Source organism: Novosphingobium aeonii (assembly GCF_052279045.1).
GTDB lineage: Bacteria > Pseudomonadota > Alphaproteobacteria > Sphingomonadales > Sphingomonadaceae > Novosphingobium.
In genome coordinates, this window is sequence record NZ_CP176832.1 from 923,729 (window position 1) to 941,731 (window position 18,003).

Here is an 18,003-nt window from a genome sequence, read left to right on the forward strand (position 1 = left end):
CAGCTCGCCGCTGTGCCGCGCTGTGGTGCGTTTAGGTGTCGTTCTGCCCCCTGTCACCGCGCCCTCACTGGATGATGAAGGTGCGGAAGTAGACGCCGTCGATGCCGCCAAAACCTTCCTTTTGAATCAATACGTTGTTTATGGCGGCCGTCATCCGTTTCTCCAGCCGGTCCTTGCCGGGGAGGGTGTAGACGTCATCCTCGGGCGTATCGGCGAGGATCTCCAGCAGGGCGGATCGGATCGCCAGTTCATGCTTCTTGAGCCACATCAGCACGCGCCCGTCACGCCGGGTCGAGCAGGCCAGGCTGAGCTGCACGAGCGCATCCGAATCCTTGAGATTCGAGGTGAAATCGTCGGAAAACGTGAAGTAGGCGGTGCGATAGGGATCGCCGCCATCGCCTTCCACTTCGGGCACGGCGGCGCCTTCTCCCTCGCCCTCGGCCTTGGGCATATAGGGGTCATCCTCGCCCTTGCGGATCAGCTTGGGCTGGTTGTCCTCGCGATTTTCCGCATGATTTCCGCCGATTATGCCGGACATCACAAGCGCGAGAACCCCGCCTCCCCCCACCACCAGCATGGCGAGCGCCACGAGAATGAGCCCAAGCTTGCCCTTCTTCGCGGCCGGCGCGTCCTGTGCTGCCTTCTCGTTCACGCGTTATCCCCCCGTTCGGCCGGATCAGGCATAAATTCCGCCGCGTCCGCCATCGTCGCTCCGCTGTTCCGGCGCTTCGCCCGGCCGCTGTTCGTGGTGAGCGCCATGCCTGCGGGACTGCTCCTGCCCCGCGCGGGCATCGGCGGCCGAAGCCTGTTGGCGCTGGTCCGGGGTCTGTCCGCCGGAACCGCCTGCAAATGCCGGGTTTTGCGGGGCGTTCTGGGCTGTCTGCTGTCCGGTGTCGCGTGGCGGGTCGCCGGTCTGCCCGCTCGCAAGGGTTGCCGCGACGGCGGCCTGAACCGAGCCGGTGAAGCCCGCCGAGGCGCTTGCCATGGTCACCGACAGCCCGCGATCCTCGTGCCGGAATTCCAGCGATACCGCGCCGAACTGCGCATGGCTGAGCGCGGCGCGGACACGCTGTGGATCGGCGGCCTCGCGCGCTTGCGCCAGTCTGCCGACGAGCGCGGCGAAGTCCTGCGGACCTTCCGCGACAGGGGCGGCGGAGGCGGTGCGCGGACTGCCGGTATCGGCGGAAGGAACGGTGCCGGTGCCAGTGACGGTGATTGCGAGCGGTGCCGGAAACTGCTCCCGAGAAAGCGAGGTCGCCCCGGTTTTCGGCACTTCCACCGCCGATTCCATGTCCGCTTCGGCAGGTTGCCGGGTTGAGGAAGCAAGAGGCGGTTCGGGATCGGTCGCCGAAGCGATGGCGTTCGCGGGACCGGGCATCGCAGCGGAGGGCGAGGTGGGCGCCTCGGTCACGGCGGCGGCGGGCGGCACAGGGCTCGCGATCTTCGGCGCCTGTCCCTGCACCCGGCCGAGCAGCGTGGTGCTGACCGGGAAAGGCTGCGCCGGCGGCGGAGCATCGCCGCTGTCGGCCTCGCCTGCCGTGATGGCGATCAGCCGGAACTGCGCGGCGTCGGCGGCTGGCGTGGATAGGGCGGCGGCCAGTCCCTTCGCGGCAGCAGGTGCGGGCTGTGCCGCTGCCGGAACCATGGCCGATGCCGCGGGATGCTGCGGCGCAATCGGCGCGGCACCGTCCTTGGGCGTCCTGCTCGCCGTGATGGGGATCGCGGGGATCGCGGCAGCCGTGAAAGCTGCGATCGGGAGGATGACGGGAAGCATGGCAGCGGCGGCTCCGCCTGTGTCCGGAAGCGGCGCGGCCAGCGGTTCGGGCATGTCGCTTGCCGGTGCTTCGGCCGGATCCGGAAGGGCGGAGGCGGGCTCCATCGCTTCCGGCAGGATCTTGCCGGGTCGCTTGCCGATCTTGCCGTCTGCGGCGGCCGCGAGGGCGAGGTCCGGCACGTCCGCCCCGGCAGGCGCGGCGGCATCTTCGGTCGCCCCGAGAACCTCGGAGAACTGGCGGTTTTCAGGAGCCTTTGCCAGGGCTCCGGCCGCTCCCGGTGCCACCGTGGATGGCGATGCCGGGGCGGCTGCAGGGGCCGGGGCGGAGAACTGGATCATGCGTTGCGGGGTCCTCGTGTCGAGCATGAACATCTCTATTCAAGACCCGTGCCAGTCGCCTTCCGGCCGGCCAGAACGGGAGTCTCTCCGCCCTTGGCGATCGTGCGTTCCTGCAGGGCGGCGCGTTCCTCGATGGCGGCGCGGCGGCGTTCGGCCTCGGCAAGAAGCTGTTGCTTGGCATCGGCGATAGACCGGGCGCGCAGGGCGTCGCCGTCAGTGGAGCGCGAGATCGCCTGCAAGCCGCTGACGAAGCGCCCGACCTGATGCAGGGCCGCGCCGTCCGCCATTTCGCGGCGGCTGCCGTAATCGTTCGCCATCTGCCGGGTGCGGTCGGCAAGGTCGCGCAGTTTCGACAGCGTGCTTTCCGCATGCGCCGCCTCGATCGCGGCAGACTGCCTGGCGATGGCGCGGATTCTTTCGAGCCTGCGCAGCCGAAGCAATCGCTTGCGCTCTTCCTGCACCGGATCAGGTACCGAGCAAGACGGCCAGCGCGTCGGCGCTGGCGGCAAGATCGACGATCTCGCCCTGCGGCTGGCTGAGGAAGTCCGTCAGCCGGTCGTGCATGGCGATGGCGCGGTCGAGCTGCGGATCGGCTCCGGCGCGATAGGCGCCCATCAGTACGAGGTCGCGGTTGGCCTCGTATCCGGCGATGAGCGCGCGGAACTGGCGGGCAAGCTGCTGGTGCCCGGCGGGAACGATGTCGTTCATCACGCGGCTGAGCGAGGCGGCAATGTCCACGGCGGGATATTGCCCGCGCTGGGCAAGGTCGCGCGAAAGCACGATGTGCCCGTCGAGGATCGAGCGTGCGGTGTCGACCACCGGATCGTCCTGATTGTCGCCATCGGCCAGCACGGTGTAGAGCCCCGTCACCGAGCCGCCCGATGCGGCGGAATTGCCCGCGCGCTCCACCAGCTTGGTGATCGTGGCCAGCGCCGAGGGCGGATAGCCGCGTGCCGCGCCCGGTTCGCCGAGCAACAGGCCGATCTCGCGCGCGGCATGGGCGACGCGGGTGAGGCTGTCCATGATGAGCAGCACCCGCCGTCCGCGCGCGCGGAAATGCTCCGCCATCGCGGTTGCCAGCATCGCGCCGCGCAGGCGCAGGTTGGGGGCATGGTCGGCGGGCACGGCGACGACGATGGTCTTGTCCTTCTTCTCCGCCTGCATGTGCCGCTCGACGAAATCCGAGACCTCGCGCGCGCGTTCGCCGATCAGGCCGACCACCACGACTTCGGCCGATGCGCCGCGCGCGATCATGTCGATCAGCACCGACTTGCCGACGCCGGAGCCCGCCATCACGCCGATACGCTGGCCGACGCCGAATGTGGTAAGCGCATTGAGCGCGCGCACGCCGGTGTCGAAAGGCAGGCGCACCGGGCTGCGGTCGAGCGCGGAGGTGCGCACGCCGCCGGACGGCCATTCCAGGCGGCTGTGGATCGGAAAGCCGCCGTCGATCGGCAACCCTTCGCCATCCACCGCGCGGCCGAGGAAGGATTCCCCCACCGGCAACAGTCCGGGCCGCCCTTCCGCCCAGACCCGCGCGCCGGGCCGCAGCAGGATCATGTCGCCGAGCAGCATCATCATCGTCCGCCCGTTGCGGAAGCCGATCACTTCGGCGGCGAGCGACTTGCCCGGCGCGTGGGAGACGCGGCACATCGCCCCCACCGGCACGGAAAGGCCGCTCACTTCCAGAAGCCCGCCGTCGCAGGCGGCGACAAGGCCGAAGCGACGGGGCGCGAGGTCCAGCGGTTCCGCTGCGAGATCGGCGAGGATCGGTTCCCAGAGCTTCAGCACCGGTGAAGCGCCTCGGCGATGGCGCGGCGCCAGTTGGCGGGACCGTCCTCGACGCCGCCGGTCGCCGTTTCGACACGAACGGTTCCGCGTTCGAGCGTGGTATCGGGCTGGACCTGCCATTCGGCCGAAAGGCGGGAGGAGACAAGCCTGAGGTCTTCGGGGTGGAGCCGGACGAGCCGCTCGTCCTCGGCGCGGGTCAGCATGGAAACCGCCACGCTCACCCTGCGCAGGAGGGCATCGGGATCGATCGCCAGCGGCGCGATGGCGGATTCGCACAGGGCGGACACCGTGTCTCGCAGGCGCAGGCGCAGTTCCTCCTCCAGCACCTCGTCGAGACGCGCGAATGCGAGAGAGAGCTTTTCCCGCGCGGCTTCGTCGGTTTCGGCACGAAGCCGGGCTTCGTGCGAGGCCTGTTCGTGGCCCACCGCGAAGCCATGGCTGAAGGCCTCCGCAACGGGATCGCCGCTTTCGCTTTCCGGGGCAGCAGGGGCCGGATCCGGTTCGTGCGGGGAAGGGGCCTGCGCCTTGCTGCCGAAGCGGGCATCCGCCTTGAAACCCTCGGGCTGGATTCCGGGAACCTGATGACGGGGCGGCCGGGCCAGCGTATCGAGCAGCCTTGCGGAGGCCCGGCCCGGTTCGGTCCGGCGGGAGAAGGCGAGGTCAGACATAGTCGTCGTCTCCCGACCCGAAGGCTATCGCGCCGTCCGCGGCAAGGCGGCGGGCGATGGCCACGATCTCCTTCTGCGCGGCAACCACGTCGGCCAGGCGTGTCCGCCCCCGTGCGACGATCTCGTCCTTCACGCCGTCCGCGGCGCGGCTCGACATGGCGCGGAAGAAGTGCTCGCGCTCGTCCTCGCTCACGCCTTTCAATGCATCGATCAGCGAATCGTTGGGCACGTCGCGCAGCAGCGTGCCCATGGACTTGGGATCAAGCACGAAGAGATGCTCGAACTTGAACATCTCGTCCTCGATGCGCCGGGCCAGCAGCTTGTCGCGGCGGGTCAGTTCGCCCAGCACGCGCTTTTCCACGACCTTGCCGACACCGTTGATGATCTCGGCGGCCTCGCGCGCGCCGCCGATGGTGAGCGGGCGCTGGCCGTGGCATTCGGTGATGCGGCGGGCAAGCAGTTCCTCCAGCATCATGATGGCCTGCGGCGAAACCGGGCCGAGCGTGGCGATGCGGTGGACGATCTCGGGCTGGGATTCGGCGGGCAGGGCATGAAGCACGGCGGCGGCCACTTCGGGATCGAGCTGCACCAGCAGCACGGCGATGGCCTGCGGATGTTCGCCGCGCACCAGCGGAACCAGCGATTCAGGCGTGAGCCAGCGTGCGAGTTCGAGGGTCGAATGCGGCGCGGCGCCGGGCAGGATGCGGCGCATCATGTTGTCCGCCTTCACCTCGCCCACCGCTCTGGCGAACATGCCGCGCACTTGCCCCACCCGGTCATGCGCGACGAGGCCGAGCGCCTCGGTCCGGGAGACGAATCCGGCGATGGCCTCCGCGATCACGTCCGGCCCGATCTCGCCGAGCGCGCACATCTTCTCGCCAAGACGGCGCAATTCTTCCGGTTCGAGTTCGGAGAGGATGCGGCTTGTCTGGTCCTCGTCGAGCAGCATCATCATGATCGCGGCATTGTCGGCGGCGGGCAGGTCTGACGTGGCGGGGGGCGGGGTTGGAGGTTCGCTCATCAGGCCGCTTTCGCCCGCCCGGATGCTTCCGGTCCCGGTTGGCCGTCAGGGGCGGGCTCGTTGATCATCTGGCGCAGCGCCGCCACCGCGCTGTCGGGCTTTTCGGAAACGAGGCGCTGGGCGAGGTTGACCTGGCGGGAAAGCAGGTCGGCCCGGCGCAAGTCGATGTCGAGCCCGTCGGCGCCGGGGATTTCCGGGCGGTGCGGCAGGGCCCCGGCGAGCGGCACGGCGTCCAGCGGACGCTCCAGCGCACGTTCGAGGGCGAGCTGGACGGCATCGTCCCGGTCTTCCTCGTCGGCGGCGGCGCCGGACTTGCGCCGCTTCCGTCCCTTCGGCGGGGCCTTTTCACCGCGCATCGCCGCGATCAGCGGACGAACGCCAAGCAGCAGGACCATCAGCACCGCCAGCAATGCGGCGCCGTTGCGCACGACCATGGCGAACCACGGGGCCTCGTAGAAGGGCAGGGTCTCGCCGCTTTCCTGCTCGAACCGCCGCACGACGACCTTGACCTGATCGCCGCGCTGGGGATCGGCGCCCACGGCCGCGCTCACCAGCGACTGGATGTCCTGCGCCTCCTGCGCGCGCGCGCCTTTCATGGCGTCCGCCTTGATGGCCACCGCCACGGAAATCCGCCGGACCCCGCCAGGCCGGGTATTGGCGACAGAGACCTGGCGGCCCAGTTCGTAAGTGCGGCTGGAGGAGGATTCGCCGTTGCTGGGCGGCGTGGCGGCGGGTGCGGGCTGCGTGCCCTGCGGCGGGCCGGGGCGGGCCTGGGTTGCGGGGGGCGGCGTGTTGGACAGCACGCCGGGCACCCCGGCAGCCGGCGCCGTACCGGTCGATTGCGACTGTTCCTGAGTCTCGGTGCGGACCACGCCGTCCTTGTCGTAGCTTTCGCGGGCCGAGGTCACCTCGTCCATGTCGAGCGCCACTTGCGCCTCGGTGGTGAAGTTGTCGGCGCCGAGCACGGGGCTGAGCAATTGCGAGACCTGCTCGCGGATCTTCGCCTCCATGCGCGATTGCAGGTCGAGCCGGTCGGACTGCGCGCCGCCCCCCTGCGAGAGGAGCTGGCCGTGCTGGTCCACCACTTTCACCGCATCGGGGGAAAGGCCCGGCACCGAGCCGGCGACGAGGTTGACGATGGCGGAGACCTGGCTCTCGGAAAGCTGGCGCCCGGCCTTCAGCCGCACCATCACCGAGGCGGTGGGCGGCACGTTGTCACGCACGAACACGGACTTCTCGCCCTCGGCAACGTGGACGCGCACGGATTCCACGCCGTCGATCTCGCCGATGGTCAGTTGCAGGTCATGCTCGCGGGCGGAACGCAGGCGCTCGCCTTCCAGCGTGCGGCTGGCGCCCATCGGCAGCTTGTCGAGCATCTGGTCGCCGCTCTCGGGCGTAGCCAGTGCGCCGTCGGAGGCCACGAGCATCCGCGCCTTGTAGAAATCGCCTTCGCCCACGGTGAGAGCGCCGGTCCGGTTGTCTATCCGGTAGTCGATCCCCGCCTGGTCCAGCGCCGCGGCGACACCGGCGCGGTCGGCATCGCCGAGCTGAGCGTAGAGCACGCGCTGCGATGACGGGGCCAGCATGGTCCACGCCAGCAGCGCCCCGCCCACGGCGGCAAGCCCGATGAAGGCAGGCAGCATCTTCTTCACCGCCGGTTGCGCGGTGAATGTGCCGAGGCGTGTCAGCACCGAGCCGCCGGAACGATCGGTGAATGGCGCGAACATGGAGGTGGTGGCGGGAAGCCGGGCGCCGCCATCGGCGGCCGCGGGTACGAGGTCGGCCATGCTGGATCAGACTCCCATCCGCATGATGTCCTGGTAGGCGGACAGCAGCTTGTTGCGCACCTGCATGGTCGCTTCGAAGGCGACGCCGGCCTCCTGCCGCGCGAGCATGACCTTGGCGACATCGGTGACTTCGCCCTTCTGGTAGGCTTCGGTCACGCCGTCGGCGCGGGACTGGACCGCGTTCACACCGTCGATCGCGGACTTCAGCGTATCGGCGAACCCCTGCGCCGGAGCCGCCGTCGTCCCGGCAGAGCCGACCGCGGTGGGCGCCGCGCCCTGGGCGGCGTGAATTTGCTGGAGCAGGTCGCTGCGCTGGATGATCTGCTGGCGCATGGCCATGATCTGCTGGATACCGCCCGCGTTGGCGGAAAGGGCGGGGATGGCGCTCACCGGATGCCTCCCACCGCGCTGCGGCCGATCTCGATGCCGGCTTCGCGCAGGGAAGCGAGGCGATAGCGCAGGGTCCGCTCGGAAATGCCCAGCTCGCGCGCCGCGCGCACGCGGTTGCCGCCGCAGGCTTCAAGGGTTTCGGCGATGGCGCGGGCCTCGGAGTTCTGGACGATGCTCGACAGCTTGCGGCCGCCGTCGCTTTCGGGGCCGTCGCCCGGCATTGCGCCAGGGCCGGTTCCGCCGCCTGCCGCGAAGGGAAGCAGGCGCGCCGGGCTGTCGAACACGATGTGCGCGGGCGTGATCGTGCCCTTGCCATGTGCCAGCAACAGGGCGCGGCGCATGACGTTCTCCAGTTCGCGCACGTTGCCCGGCCAGGGGTGAAGCCGCAGCAGGGCCAGCGCGGCATCGTTCAGGCAGGGCACGCGTGCCGGATCGGGCGCATGGCGCAGGGTCATGCCGAAGGCGAGCGGGGCGATATCGTCCGCCCGCTCGCGCAAGGGGCGCAGGGTGAGCGGGAAGACGTTGAGGCGGTAATAGAGGTCGGCGCGAAAGCGGCCTTCGGCCACTTCGGTCGGCAGGTCGCGGTTGGCGCAGGCGATCACGCGAATGTCCACCTTGATCGGGCGTGTCGAGCCGATCGGCACCACTTCCTGTTCCTGCAAGGCGCGCAGCAGCTTGGCCTGGAGGGAAAGCGGCAGTTCGGCGATCTCGTCCAGTAGCAGGGTGCCGCCGTCCGCGGCGCGCATGAAGCCCTCGCTCGACTGGGTGGCGCCGGTGAAGGCGCCCTTCTGGTGGCCGAACAGCATGGCCTCCAGCATGGTTTCGGGCATGGCGGCGCAGTTCACCGCGATGAACGGGCCGCTGCGGCGCGGGCTGCGGTTGTGGATGAAGCGGCTGAGCACTTCCTTGCCGGTGCCGGTCGGCCCGTTGACGAGCACGGGAATGTCGCTGTTCGCCAGACGGTCCGCCAGGGCGAAAACCGAGATGCTCTCGGGATCGGCGGCGATCGGCTCGTCAGGCGCAGCCATGGCGGCGAGCAGCATGGCGAGCGACGCCTCGCTCACGGGGTCGGCGTAAGTCAGCGCGATTTCGGATCCGCCTTCGCGTGAGAGCGCCGGCACGGCGCCGCGCGACAGCCGCACCTTGCGCGAGGTCGGCATGGCCGAAATCGTGCCGATGGATGCGTCCGCACCGTCCCGAAGTTCGATCGCCGAACAGTCGAGCAAAGATCCGGCAATAGCCACTGCCCGGTGAGCGAGCGGTCCGTGCCGGCGATTAAATTCCGTGTCGAAAACCGGTTCGACCATGTCTCGCGTCCCCGTGGAATTAACAAGTTCCGGGGTTCGATATGCGTGCCTAACGGCGAATCTTTGGGAAATTTAAGGCCCCGTAGCGACCCTTAGTGAAAGTGAATTTTCGCGGAAGTCCGGGGGTTTCGGGGACGAACCGTGCGGCAGGCGGGCTTAAATTTGCCGTCCCGTTGCCGGTCTTAGCCCCGACAGCCGCACCGGATGGGCCGGCAGACGCTGTTTCCACCTCGAGACACTCAACGGGAGCCAATACATGTCCGTCATCAACACCAACATCAGCGCGATTCGCGCCGCCAATGCGTCGAATTCCGCCAACAAGATGCTCGGCACCGCCATGGAGCGCCTGTCGACCGGCAAGCGCATCAATTCCGCCAAGGACGACGCCGCCGGCCTTGCCATCTCCACTTCGATGACCGCGCAGGTCCGCGGCATGAGCCAGGGCATCCGCAATGCCAATGACGGCATCTCGCTCGCCCAGACGGCGGAAGGTGCGCTTTCGGAAGTTTCCAACATGCTCCAGCGCGTTCGCGAACTGGCGATCCAGTCGGCCTCGGGCACGTACCAGGATTCGGATCGCACGGCGATGCAGTCGGAAGTGACGGCGCTGACCAGCCAGATCGACGATATCCTCTCGGATACGACCTTCAACGGCAACACGCTGTTCTCGACCACTTCGGGCAGCGACGTGACCTTCGACATCCAGACCGGCGCAAATTCGGGCGAGACGATCACGCTGACCTCCTCGGCGATCGACGGCACCAATATCGACGCTTCTGCGCTCGACGTCTCCTCGGCCTCGGCCGCTTCGGACACCATCGACAGCGTCGATCTCGCGCTGGCGGATGTGAACAAGACCCGCGCTTCGCTCGGCGCCGGCCAGAACCGACTGGAATCGGCGGTGAACAACCTCACCAACAACGTGACCAACCTGTCGGACGCGCGTTCGCGGATCGAGGATGCCGACTATTCGAGCGAGACCACGCAGATGGCCAAGGCCCAGATCCTGAGCCAGGCGTCCACGGCGATGATCGCGCAGGCCAACCAGAGCCAGCAGAACGTGCTGTCGCTGCTCCGCTAAGCGAAGCTCATCGACTGGCGGCCGGTCCTGCGTGACCGGCCGCGCGGGCCCGGCGCCAGTCCCCAGAGCGCCGGGCCCGTTCGCGTGTCGGCATGCCGTTCGTATGCCAGCATCGGGGGGTGGCCGAAGAACGCGCGGCCACGAGCGAATACAGGCAGGACACGACCGGGCAACGGACGGTTCATAGAGGAGCATGACCCGCTTCCTCGATCTGGACATTTCATGCGCCGCGCTTCCCCCATCCGCCTCGCCAGCCGTTTCGCCATGGCTTTCGCCTCGTTCCTGCCGGTAGCCGCCGCTGCCGAAACGCGGGAGGACGAACAGGTCTGGGTCAATCTTACGGCGATGGGGCCGATCTCGGGCGATGTCGTCTACTTCGCCGAGCTTCAGCCGCGCATGGGTGATGGAGCCTCGCGGCTGGACCAGCTCCTGCTGCGCGGGGCGGTGGGCCTGAAGCTTTCTCCCTCCGTCACGCTCTATCAGGGCTATGCCCATGTCGTGGTGCCGGTGGACGGCGGCAGGGACGTGAACGAGGAGCGTAGCTTCCAGCAGCTCAACTGGTTCATGGGCAGGCCGCTGGGCGGCGAACTCACCTCACGTACGCGGCTGGAGCAGCGCTGGCGTTCGGACGGCAGCGATACCGGCTGGCGCCTGCGCGAGATGCTGCGTTACGAAAAGCCGCTGCAGCCCGGAAGCAATGCCGTGAACGCGCTGGTCTATGCCGAAGGCTTCCTTGCGCTCAACGACACGGATTGGGGCGCGCGCGGCGGCTTCGATCAGCTCCGCTCCTTCGTGGGCGTGGAACTGGGCGTGAAGGAGGCGACGACCGTGGAACTGGGCTATCTCAACCAGGTGATAGACCAGAGCCGGGGCCGGACGCGAGTGAACCACGTCGCCTCGGTGTCCCTGTTCTTCCGTCACTGAACATCAGGAATGCTCCGCTTTGGCGCGGGACAGGCCTTTTGCACCCGTCCCTGTCAGACCAGTCCCAGCTTGGCCAGTTCGCGGGCGAGCGCAGGGGGCATGGCATCGCCGGCGCTCTCGCCCTCGCCAAGGTCGCGCGGGGCCTGTTCCTCGGCAAGATAGCGCCACCCCTGATGGGCGCGCTTGGGCTGGGTGACGACCGGGATCAGGCTGGGGGCGAGGCGGATGTGCCAGCGCCCGTCCTCGCGTTGCTCGAACCCGAGGATGGGCGAGCGGCCGATCAGCGCATGTTCGTAGATCCAGTAGAGCGAGCCGCCGACCATCTCTTCCTGCCGCTTGGGCAGGTAGCGGGTGGTCAGGCGGGCTTCACCGATCGCTTCGTGGCTCTCCAGCCAGGCGCGCAAGTCCGCCGGGCTCTCGGCGGAAAAGGCGATCTTGGTCATGTGCAGCGGCATGGGCGCTAGATAGGTACTGGAGGTTTAACCCACCAGACCGGAAACCGTCGCCAGCCCGAGGAAGACGAGGAAGCCCATCGAGTCCGTCGTCATCGTCACGAAGATGGACGATGCGATGGCCGGGTCCGCCTTGAGCCGTTCCAGTGTCAGCGGCACGAACACGCCCGCCATGCCGGCGATCAGGATATTGGTCATCATCGCCAGCGCAATGACCAGGCCCAGCGTGACATTGCCGAAGATCAGGCTGACGACGATGCCGATGACCACAGCGATCGTGCAGCCATTCAGCAGCGCGATGGACATCTCGCGCCGCACTGCGCGCCAGGCGTTGGACGCGGTAAGCTGGTTGGTGGCCAGCGCGCGGACGGTGACGGCCAGCGTCTGCGTACCGGCATTGCCGCCGAGGCCCGCCACGATCGGCATGAGCGTGGCCAGCGCGACCATCTTCGAGATCGTCCCTTCGAACATCGCGATGACCGACGAGGCGAGAGTGGCGGTGAGCAGGTTGGCGATCAGCCAGCGCACGCGCGCCGAATAGGCATCGCGGATCGGCTCGTTGATGTCGCCGTCGCCCGCGCCGGACAGCAGCAGGGTATCCTCGCCCGCTTCTTCCTGAATGATGTGGACGATGTCGTCGACCGTGACCTGGCCGATCAGCCGCCCGGCCTCGTCGACCACGGCGGCGGAGATCAGCGCATATTTCTGGAAGCGCAGCGCGACTTCCTCCTGGTCCATGTCGGCCGGGATCAGGGTCTGGTCGCGCGCCATCACGTCGTAGAGCGGGATGTTGCGGGGGGTGCGCAGGATCCAGGAGAGCGCGCAAGTACCGATCGGACGGTGCATCGGATCGACGATGAACACTTCCCAGAACTCGGTCGGCAGCTCGCGGTGTTCGCGCAGGAAATCGATGAGGTCGCCGACGGTCATCGATTCGTGGACGGCCACGAAATCGCGGCTCATCAGGCGGCCGGCGGATTCTTCCGGATAGGACAGCGCGTTTTCGATGGCGGCGCGGTCTTCCGGCTCCATCTCGGCGAGTACGGCCTGCTGGTCCTCCTCGTCGAGATCCTCCAGCATGGCGACCGCGTCGTCGGTATCGAGCTGTTCGGCGATCTCGGCGACGACTTCGGCGGGCAGCGCCTCCATCAGCGCCTCGCGCACCCAGTCGTTCAGCTCGGCGATGACCTCAACGCCCATCAGGTCGCGGATGGCGCGGGCCAGACCGAGACGCTCGTTCTCGTCGACCAGCTCGAACAAGTCGGCGATGTCGGCGGGGTGGAGCGGTTCGACGAGATCGTAGACGCGCTCGAAATCCTCGTCGTCCAGCGCGTCCTTAACGCTGCGGACGAATTCGGCCTTCAGGCGGTTGTCGTCGTCGAGGCTTTCGGACGGCGCTTCGGGAGGAGCGTCCTGCGCTTCATGGGCGCGATCCTTCAGCTCTTCTTCGAGGTCCGTTTCCGTCATGCTGGCCGGTCTACGCGCCATTTTCGCAATTGCAACAGCGCGCATTCGATTTGCCGGGCCGAGGCCAAACTACCATGTCCTGACGTGACATTGCCGCGCCATTCCCTATATCGGGCGCCAATGCCCGACCGGCGCGCAGCTCGCGCCGGCAGAAGGAGATAGGCAATGGCTGACGAATACCTGACGCTCACTCTCGACACCGGCAACGGCGAAGGCGGCGACGTCAAGATCAAGCTGCGCCCCGACCTCGCCCCCGGCCACGTCGAGCGCATCAAGGAACTGACCGGCGAAGGTTTCTACGACGGTATCAAGTTCCACCGCGTGATCCCGGGCTTCATGGCGCAGGGCGGCTGCCCCAACGGCACCGGCATGGGCGGTTCGGAAAAGCCCGACCTGCAGGCGGAATTCAACGCCGAACCGCACGTGCGCGGCGTCTGCTCGATGGCCCGCACCAGCTATCCGCACTCGGCCAACAGCCAGTTCTTCATCTGCTTCGACGATGCACGCTTCCTCGACAAGCAGTACACCGTGTGGGGCCAGGTGGTCGAAGGCATGGAACTCGTCGACGCGCTGCCCAAGGGCGAGCCGCCGCGCGAGCCGGGCAAGATCGTCAAGGCGACCGTTTCGGAAGGCTGATCCTTTCCGGGCTCTTGCCGACAGTGAAAAGGGCGGTGCCGCTGGCGCCGCCCTTTTTCGTTACCCCTTCGTTACTGCGCGGCCTTTGCCTTTTCGCTCTTCTCGAGCTCCGTTTCCGATATGCCGAGCAGTTTCGCGAGGCGGGCCTTCTCGCTCTTCGAAAGGTCCGTGTAGCTGCGCGGTGCCGGCAGTCCGGCGCTGGCGGCCTTCACCTTTTCGACGATGGACGGCATCTGTTCCATCAGCTTGGGAGCGAAGGCCTGCATCTTCTCCATGACTTCGGGCGACATCATGATGAGATAGGAATCGGCGGCATAGGCCTTGCCGGTCGGCGTCGCGAAGAAGGTGTTGAGTTCGTCGAGCTGGGCGGCGGTGTACTTCCCGGCATAAGCCTGCGTCAGCCCGGCGCGAACGTCCGGTTCGACCTGGGTCATCAGCGGGATCATCTCGCTCATCATGGTGCGCGTGGAGATCTGCATGCGCTGTTTGAAGGCCGGATCGTAGATTTCCATGATCTCGGCGAGGGAGGCGGGACCAAGCTTCCCGGGATCGACGCCGCTCAGCCCCGCCAGCTGCCGGAGCGGCATTTTCATGGTGGAATCCATGATGGAGTCCATCATCTTGTCGAGCGTGCCGTTCATCAGGCGGGCGTAAGTCCCGGCTGGAAACACGTAGTCCACCGTCTGGCGGGCGGCGGCGATGCGGGCGGGGTCGGTGACGGGGGTGGCAGCCGCCGGTGCGGCAGGCTCCGCGGCCCATGCCGGCGCCGTCGATGCAAGGACGGCCGCCGTGGCAGCGGTAAGGAAAGCGGATTTCATGCAAGGCCCCCGGATGTCGCGATAAAGTCGCTTGCAACATAGACCGCGCGGCGATCCGGGGGAATGGTATTCGGGCGTCAGAGACCCGCTTGCAGCAGCCATTCGTGGAAGATGCGCACCGGGCGCGATTCCAGGGCCTTGGGCTTGCAGACGAACCAGTAGCGGTAGGGGCTTTCCACATCGATATCGAACAGCCGCGCCAGGCGGTTGTCGTGGCTGCGGCGGAAGTGGTCGTCGTGCATGATGGCGATGCCGAGGCCTTGCGCCGCCGCTTCGAGCACGAGCTGGCCGGAGTCGAAACGGTCCACCGATGCCGGTTCCAGCTTAGACAGGCCGATCGCGTTCTTCCACGCGTCGAGGCTCTGCGGGAGGTCCTGATGGATCAGGAACGTCTGCTTGGACAGGATCGCCTCGTCCGGGACGTTGCCGATCTCCTGCGCCATCTCCTTGGAGGTGATCGCGTAGACCTTGTTGTGGTCAAGCTGGATGCGGTAATAGGCCGGGTCCGGCTCGGGCGAGAGGATGATCGCGGCGTCCAGCGTGTCGCCTACGCGGTCTTCCAGATGGGCGCCGGTGTCGATGTCGATGTGCAGGCGCGGGTGCAGCTTGCGCAGTTCCGGCAGGCGCGGGAACAGGCGCTGGCCGCCGAACAGCGAAGGCACGCCGAGATGAAGGCGCAGCACCTGGCCACGGTCGATCTGCGATTCCACCGCTTCGGCCAGTTCTTCCAGCTTGGGGCCGACCACGTTGTAGAAGGCCATGCCTTCGTCGGTCAGCTTCATCGACTGGTGCTGGCGCGTGAACAGGCGCTTGCCGGTGAAGTCCTCCAGCGCGGCGACGCGGCGCGAGAGGGCGGAAGGCGAGAGTGCCAGTTCGTTGGCCGCCGCCTTGGCCGAACCGAGGCGGACGACGCGGACGAAGGCTTCAAGCGCGCGCAGAGGTGGGAGACGACGTACAGGCAATGGCTTGTCTTTTCACTCGGGGTCTGGAGCCGCCGGCAGGGCGGCACCATGGGTTAATCTGTCTCTTCGGCCGATTCCGTGGCCGGAGGATGGAGGCGAAGCCGCGTGACGCGTCGCTCGTCGCCGTCGGTGACTTCTATGCGCCAGCCGCTGTCATGCTCCAGGACGGTGCCGACCTGCGGAACCTGTCCGGCCAGCACGAAAGCAAGTCCGCCCAGGGTATCCACGGCTTCCTCGACTTCGGCCAGGCGCGGGTCGATCCGCTCCGCAACGTCATCGAGTTCGACGCGGGCATCGGCGTCCCAGATACCGCTCTCTTGCGAAATTAGCAACTCCTCGGGGGCGTCGTCGTGCTCGTCCTCGATATTGCCCACGATTTCCTCGACGAGGTCCTCGATGGTGATGATACCGTCGGTGCCGGTATACTCGTCGATGACGACGGCGAGGTGCGTGCGCTGGGCCCGCATGTCCACCAGCACGTCGAGCGCGCCGCGGGACTGCGGCACGTAGAGCGGCTGGCGCAGCAGGGCCGACCAGTCCTCGGGCGGCTGTTCGCCGCGGGCGAGGATCGGGAACACGTCCTTGATGTGGATCATGCCCTTTATCGCGTCGAGCGATTCGCCATAGACCGGCATGCGGCTGTGGCCATGTTCGGCAAAGGCCTCGACCACTTCGGCCCAGCTTGCCGAGGCTGGAATCGCCACGATCTCGCTGCGCGGCACGGCGACGTCGTCGGCATCGTGCTCGCTGAAGTGGAGCAGATTGCGGAGCATCTGCCGTTCAAGCTGGGATAGATCGCCGTTGGCGGGACCGCTATCGTCGGCGTCGCCTTCGTGCTCGTTGATGACGTCCTCGATCTGTGCGCGAAGCGACTGATCGCCGTCGTTCTGGAAAAGTCGCCTGAAGACACGCCAGAGCGTGCCTGTACTGTCCCCATCTCCCGAGCCGGACTCGGTATGGCGGCCATTGTCGGCCATCGTTTTATGATACCCCTACAGGTTAAGATCTGTCGCCATATGGGTCGGCAATGCCGATGAGGGCAAGAGCCTTTGTTTCGAGGGCCTCCATTGCCTCGGCATCATCGTCCGAAATCTCGTGATCGTGCCCCGCAAGGTGCAGCAGGCCGTGGATGATGAGGTGGCTGGCATGGTGTTCCACCGGCACGCCTTTCTCCTGCGCCTCACGCGCGCAGGTCTCGAAGGCGAGGGCGAGATCGCCCAGCATTTCGGGCGGGCCGTCCGGTGCGAGGGCCAGCAGGTCGGCGCGTTCGAGCATGGGGAAGGAAAGCACGTTGGTGGGCTTGTCCTTGGCCCGCCATTCGCGGTTCAGGACGTGGACTTCCTCGTCCGATGTGAACAGCAGGCTGGCGAGAAGCCGCGGATTTTCAAGCTCCGGGGCCACTTCCACCAGCGCTTCCAGCGCGGCTTCGGCAAGGTCGGCCCAGTCGGTCGCAGGGGGCCAGGGCGCTTCGATATCGATTTCGAGATCCATCCCTGGCCCCTTGGCGCAAAATGCCGCTCGGCGCTACTCCGGCTTCTGTGCCGACGGATCGACGTAAGGCCCTTCGTAAGCCTCGACGATCCGGCCCACGATCGGGTGGCGCACGACGTCCTGCACGGTGAAGCGCGTCACGTCGATGCCTTCGACGCCTTCAAGCCGGCTCACCGCGTCGGCCAGGCCGCTCATGCGGTCACCGCCGGGGATGTCCACCTGCCGGGGATCGCCGCAGACGACCATGCGGCTGTTCTGGCCGAAGCGGGTGAGGAACATCTTCATCTGCTCGCGCGTGGTGTTCTGCGCTTCGTCGAGAATGACGAAGGCATCGGCCAGTGTGCGGCCGCGCATGAAGGCGATCGGCGCGATCTCGATCTCGCCGCTTGCCAGACGGCGCTCCACCTGTTCGGGCGGCATGCAGTCGTAAAGCGCGTCGTAAAGCGGGCGCAGGTAGGGATCGACCTTGTCCTTCATGTCGCCCGGGAGGAAGCCGAGCTTTTCGCCCGCCTCCACCGCCGGGCGGGAAAGGATCAGCCGCTGGACTGAACCGGTCATCAGCTGCGAGACGGCCTGGGCCACCGCAAGGTAGGTCTTGCCCGTACCTGCCGGGCCGAGCGCGAAGATCACGTCCGACCGGTTGAGCGCGCGCATATATTCGATCTGCATCGCGGAGCGGGGCACGATCGTCTTGCGGCGGGTGCGGATCATGATCGGCGGGGCGCCGGTGTCACCCGAGATGATGCCTTCGAGGGTGGGCTCAGCCGACATCGCGATCAGCGATTCGACCGCGCCCGAATCGAGCGCCTGACCCTGTTCGAGGCGGTGATACATGCCCTTGAGCGTGTCGCGCGCGCGGGCGACGGCATCTTCGGGGCCCTCGATCTGGATCTTGTTGCCGCGCGCGGCAATATAGACGCCGAGCCGGTTTTCGACTTGCACGAGGTTTGAATCGAACTGGCCGAACAAGGCCCCCAGCAAAGTCTGTTCGTCGAACTCGACTTCGACACGCGCCCGGCGGTGTGCTTCGGGCCTGAACTGCGCCGGTTCGCCGGCACGTGCTGCTTTGCGGGCCATGTGCTCCTTTCGAATGAG

The 18,003-nt window shown here is 67.2% G+C and carries 19 protein-coding genes; 3 read left to right on the plus strand and 16 right to left on the minus strand.

The window, feature by feature from the left end:
* Nucleotides 1-64: 64 nt before the first annotated feature.
* From ACLIMP_RS04685 to ACLIMP_RS04725, 9 genes are read right to left on the minus strand one after another with little or no spacing between them, the layout of a single operon-like run.
* Complete coding sequence (locus ACLIMP_RS04685) at nucleotides 65-652, minus strand: flagellar basal body-associated FliL family protein (protein ID WP_324697842.1); 588 nt, start codon at nucleotides 650-652, stop codon at nucleotides 65-67.
* A gap of 24 nt (nucleotides 653-676) precedes the next feature.
* Nucleotides 677-2,140 (minus strand): hypothetical protein, encoded by a 1,464-nt coding sequence (locus ACLIMP_RS04690; RefSeq protein WP_443478076.1) that lies wholly within the window; start codon nucleotides 2,138-2,140, stop codon nucleotides 677-679.
* Nucleotides 2,141-2,148: 8 nt separating this feature from the next.
* On the minus strand, nucleotides 2,149-2,553 hold the full coding sequence (locus tag ACLIMP_RS04695) for a hypothetical protein (RefSeq protein ID WP_443478077.1): 405 nt from the start codon (nucleotides 2,551-2,553) through the stop codon (nucleotides 2,149-2,151).
* A gap of 25 nt (nucleotides 2,554-2,578) precedes the next feature.
* On the minus strand, nucleotides 2,579-3,904 hold the full coding sequence (locus ACLIMP_RS04700; protein ID WP_324697848.1) for a FliI/YscN family ATPase: 1,326 nt from the start codon (nucleotides 3,902-3,904) through the stop codon (nucleotides 2,579-2,581).
* Nucleotides 3,898-4,572 (minus strand): FliH/SctL family protein, encoded by a 675-nt coding sequence (locus tag ACLIMP_RS04705; protein WP_324697850.1) that lies wholly within the window; start codon nucleotides 4,570-4,572, stop codon nucleotides 3,898-3,900. The genes ACLIMP_RS04700 and ACLIMP_RS04705 overlap by 7 nt, the downstream gene beginning before the upstream one ends.
* The gene (fliG, locus tag ACLIMP_RS04710; RefSeq protein WP_054436931.1) at nucleotides 4,565-5,593 is read right to left on the minus strand and encodes a flagellar motor switch protein FliG; all 1,029 of its coding nucleotides are present in this window, start codon (nucleotides 5,591-5,593) and stop codon (nucleotides 4,565-4,567) included. Before fliG ends, ACLIMP_RS04705 begins: the two co-directional genes overlap by 8 nt.
* On the minus strand, nucleotides 5,593-7,380 hold the full coding sequence (gene fliF / locus ACLIMP_RS04715; RefSeq protein WP_324697852.1) for a flagellar basal-body MS-ring/collar protein FliF: 1,788 nt from the start codon (nucleotides 7,378-7,380) through the stop codon (nucleotides 5,593-5,595). Before fliF ends, fliG begins: the two co-directional genes overlap by 1 nt.
* A 6-nt stretch (nucleotides 7,381-7,386) precedes the next feature.
* Nucleotides 7,387-7,770: a flagellar hook-basal body complex protein FliE gene (fliE, locus tag ACLIMP_RS04720; protein ID WP_324697854.1), complete on the minus strand. Its 384-nt coding sequence runs from the start codon at nucleotides 7,768-7,770 to the stop codon at nucleotides 7,387-7,389.
* Nucleotides 7,767-9,077, minus strand: coding sequence for a sigma-54 interaction domain-containing protein (locus tag ACLIMP_RS04725; RefSeq protein WP_324697856.1), 1,311 nt, complete (start codon nucleotides 9,075-9,077; stop codon nucleotides 7,767-7,769). Before ACLIMP_RS04725 ends, fliE begins: the two co-directional genes overlap by 4 nt.
* A gap of 256 nt (nucleotides 9,078-9,333) precedes the next feature.
* On the opposite strand from ACLIMP_RS04725, the gene ACLIMP_RS04730 reads away from it, so the two are divergent.
* Together ACLIMP_RS04730 and ACLIMP_RS04735 are read left to right on the plus strand one after the other, a co-directional pair.
* A complete protein-coding gene (locus ACLIMP_RS04730; protein WP_132469857.1) occupies nucleotides 9,334-10,158 on the plus strand; it encodes a flagellin N-terminal helical domain-containing protein in 825 nt (274 codons plus the stop codon).
* Between the two features lie 222 nt (nucleotides 10,159-10,380).
* A complete protein-coding gene (locus ACLIMP_RS04735) occupies nucleotides 10,381-11,082 on the plus strand; it encodes a DUF2490 domain-containing protein (protein ID WP_324697859.1) in 702 nt (233 codons plus the stop codon).
* 53 nt (nucleotides 11,083-11,135) lie between these two features.
* Here ACLIMP_RS04735 and ACLIMP_RS04740 read toward each other — a convergent pair whose 3' ends face one another.
* Nucleotides 11,136-11,537 (minus strand): DUF1489 family protein, encoded by a 402-nt coding sequence (locus ACLIMP_RS04740; protein ID WP_324697861.1) that lies wholly within the window; start codon nucleotides 11,535-11,537, stop codon nucleotides 11,136-11,138.
* 24 nt (nucleotides 11,538-11,561) lie between these two features.
* A complete protein-coding gene (gene mgtE, locus ACLIMP_RS04745) occupies nucleotides 11,562-13,001 on the minus strand; it encodes a magnesium transporter (protein ID WP_132469858.1) in 1,440 nt (479 codons plus the stop codon).
* Between the two features lie 165 nt (nucleotides 13,002-13,166).
* Here mgtE and ACLIMP_RS04750 point away from each other — a divergent pair, with 165 nt between their 5' ends.
* A complete protein-coding gene (locus ACLIMP_RS04750; RefSeq protein WP_185998143.1) occupies nucleotides 13,167-13,637 on the plus strand; it encodes a peptidylprolyl isomerase in 471 nt (156 codons plus the stop codon).
* Nucleotides 13,638-13,708: 71 nt separating this feature from the next.
* On the opposite strand, the gene ACLIMP_RS04755 is transcribed toward ACLIMP_RS04750, so the two are convergent.
* From ACLIMP_RS04755 to ACLIMP_RS04775, 5 genes are all read right to left on the minus strand, one after another.
* Nucleotides 13,709-14,455, minus strand: coding sequence for a DUF2059 domain-containing protein (locus ACLIMP_RS04755; protein ID WP_324697865.1), 747 nt, complete (start codon nucleotides 14,453-14,455; stop codon nucleotides 13,709-13,711).
* A gap of 77 nt (nucleotides 14,456-14,532) precedes the next feature.
* On the minus strand, nucleotides 14,533-15,417 hold the full coding sequence (locus tag ACLIMP_RS04760; protein ID WP_054436945.1) for a LysR substrate-binding domain-containing protein: 885 nt from the start codon (nucleotides 15,415-15,417) through the stop codon (nucleotides 14,533-14,535).
* A 53-nt stretch (nucleotides 15,418-15,470) separates the two neighbouring features.
* Complete coding sequence (locus ACLIMP_RS04765) at nucleotides 15,471-16,394, minus strand: hemolysin family protein (RefSeq protein WP_054436947.1); 924 nt, start codon at nucleotides 16,392-16,394, stop codon at nucleotides 15,471-15,473.
* Between the two features lie 22 nt (nucleotides 16,395-16,416).
* The gene (gene ybeY, locus ACLIMP_RS04770) at nucleotides 16,417-16,908 is read right to left on the minus strand and encodes an rRNA maturation RNase YbeY (protein WP_132469860.1); all 492 of its coding nucleotides are present in this window, start codon (nucleotides 16,906-16,908) and stop codon (nucleotides 16,417-16,419) included.
* A 33-nt stretch (nucleotides 16,909-16,941) separates the two neighbouring features.
* On the minus strand, nucleotides 16,942-17,985 hold the full coding sequence (locus ACLIMP_RS04775; protein WP_054437017.1) for a PhoH family protein: 1,044 nt from the start codon (nucleotides 17,983-17,985) through the stop codon (nucleotides 16,942-16,944).
* Nucleotides 17,986-18,003 lie beyond the last annotated feature (18 nt).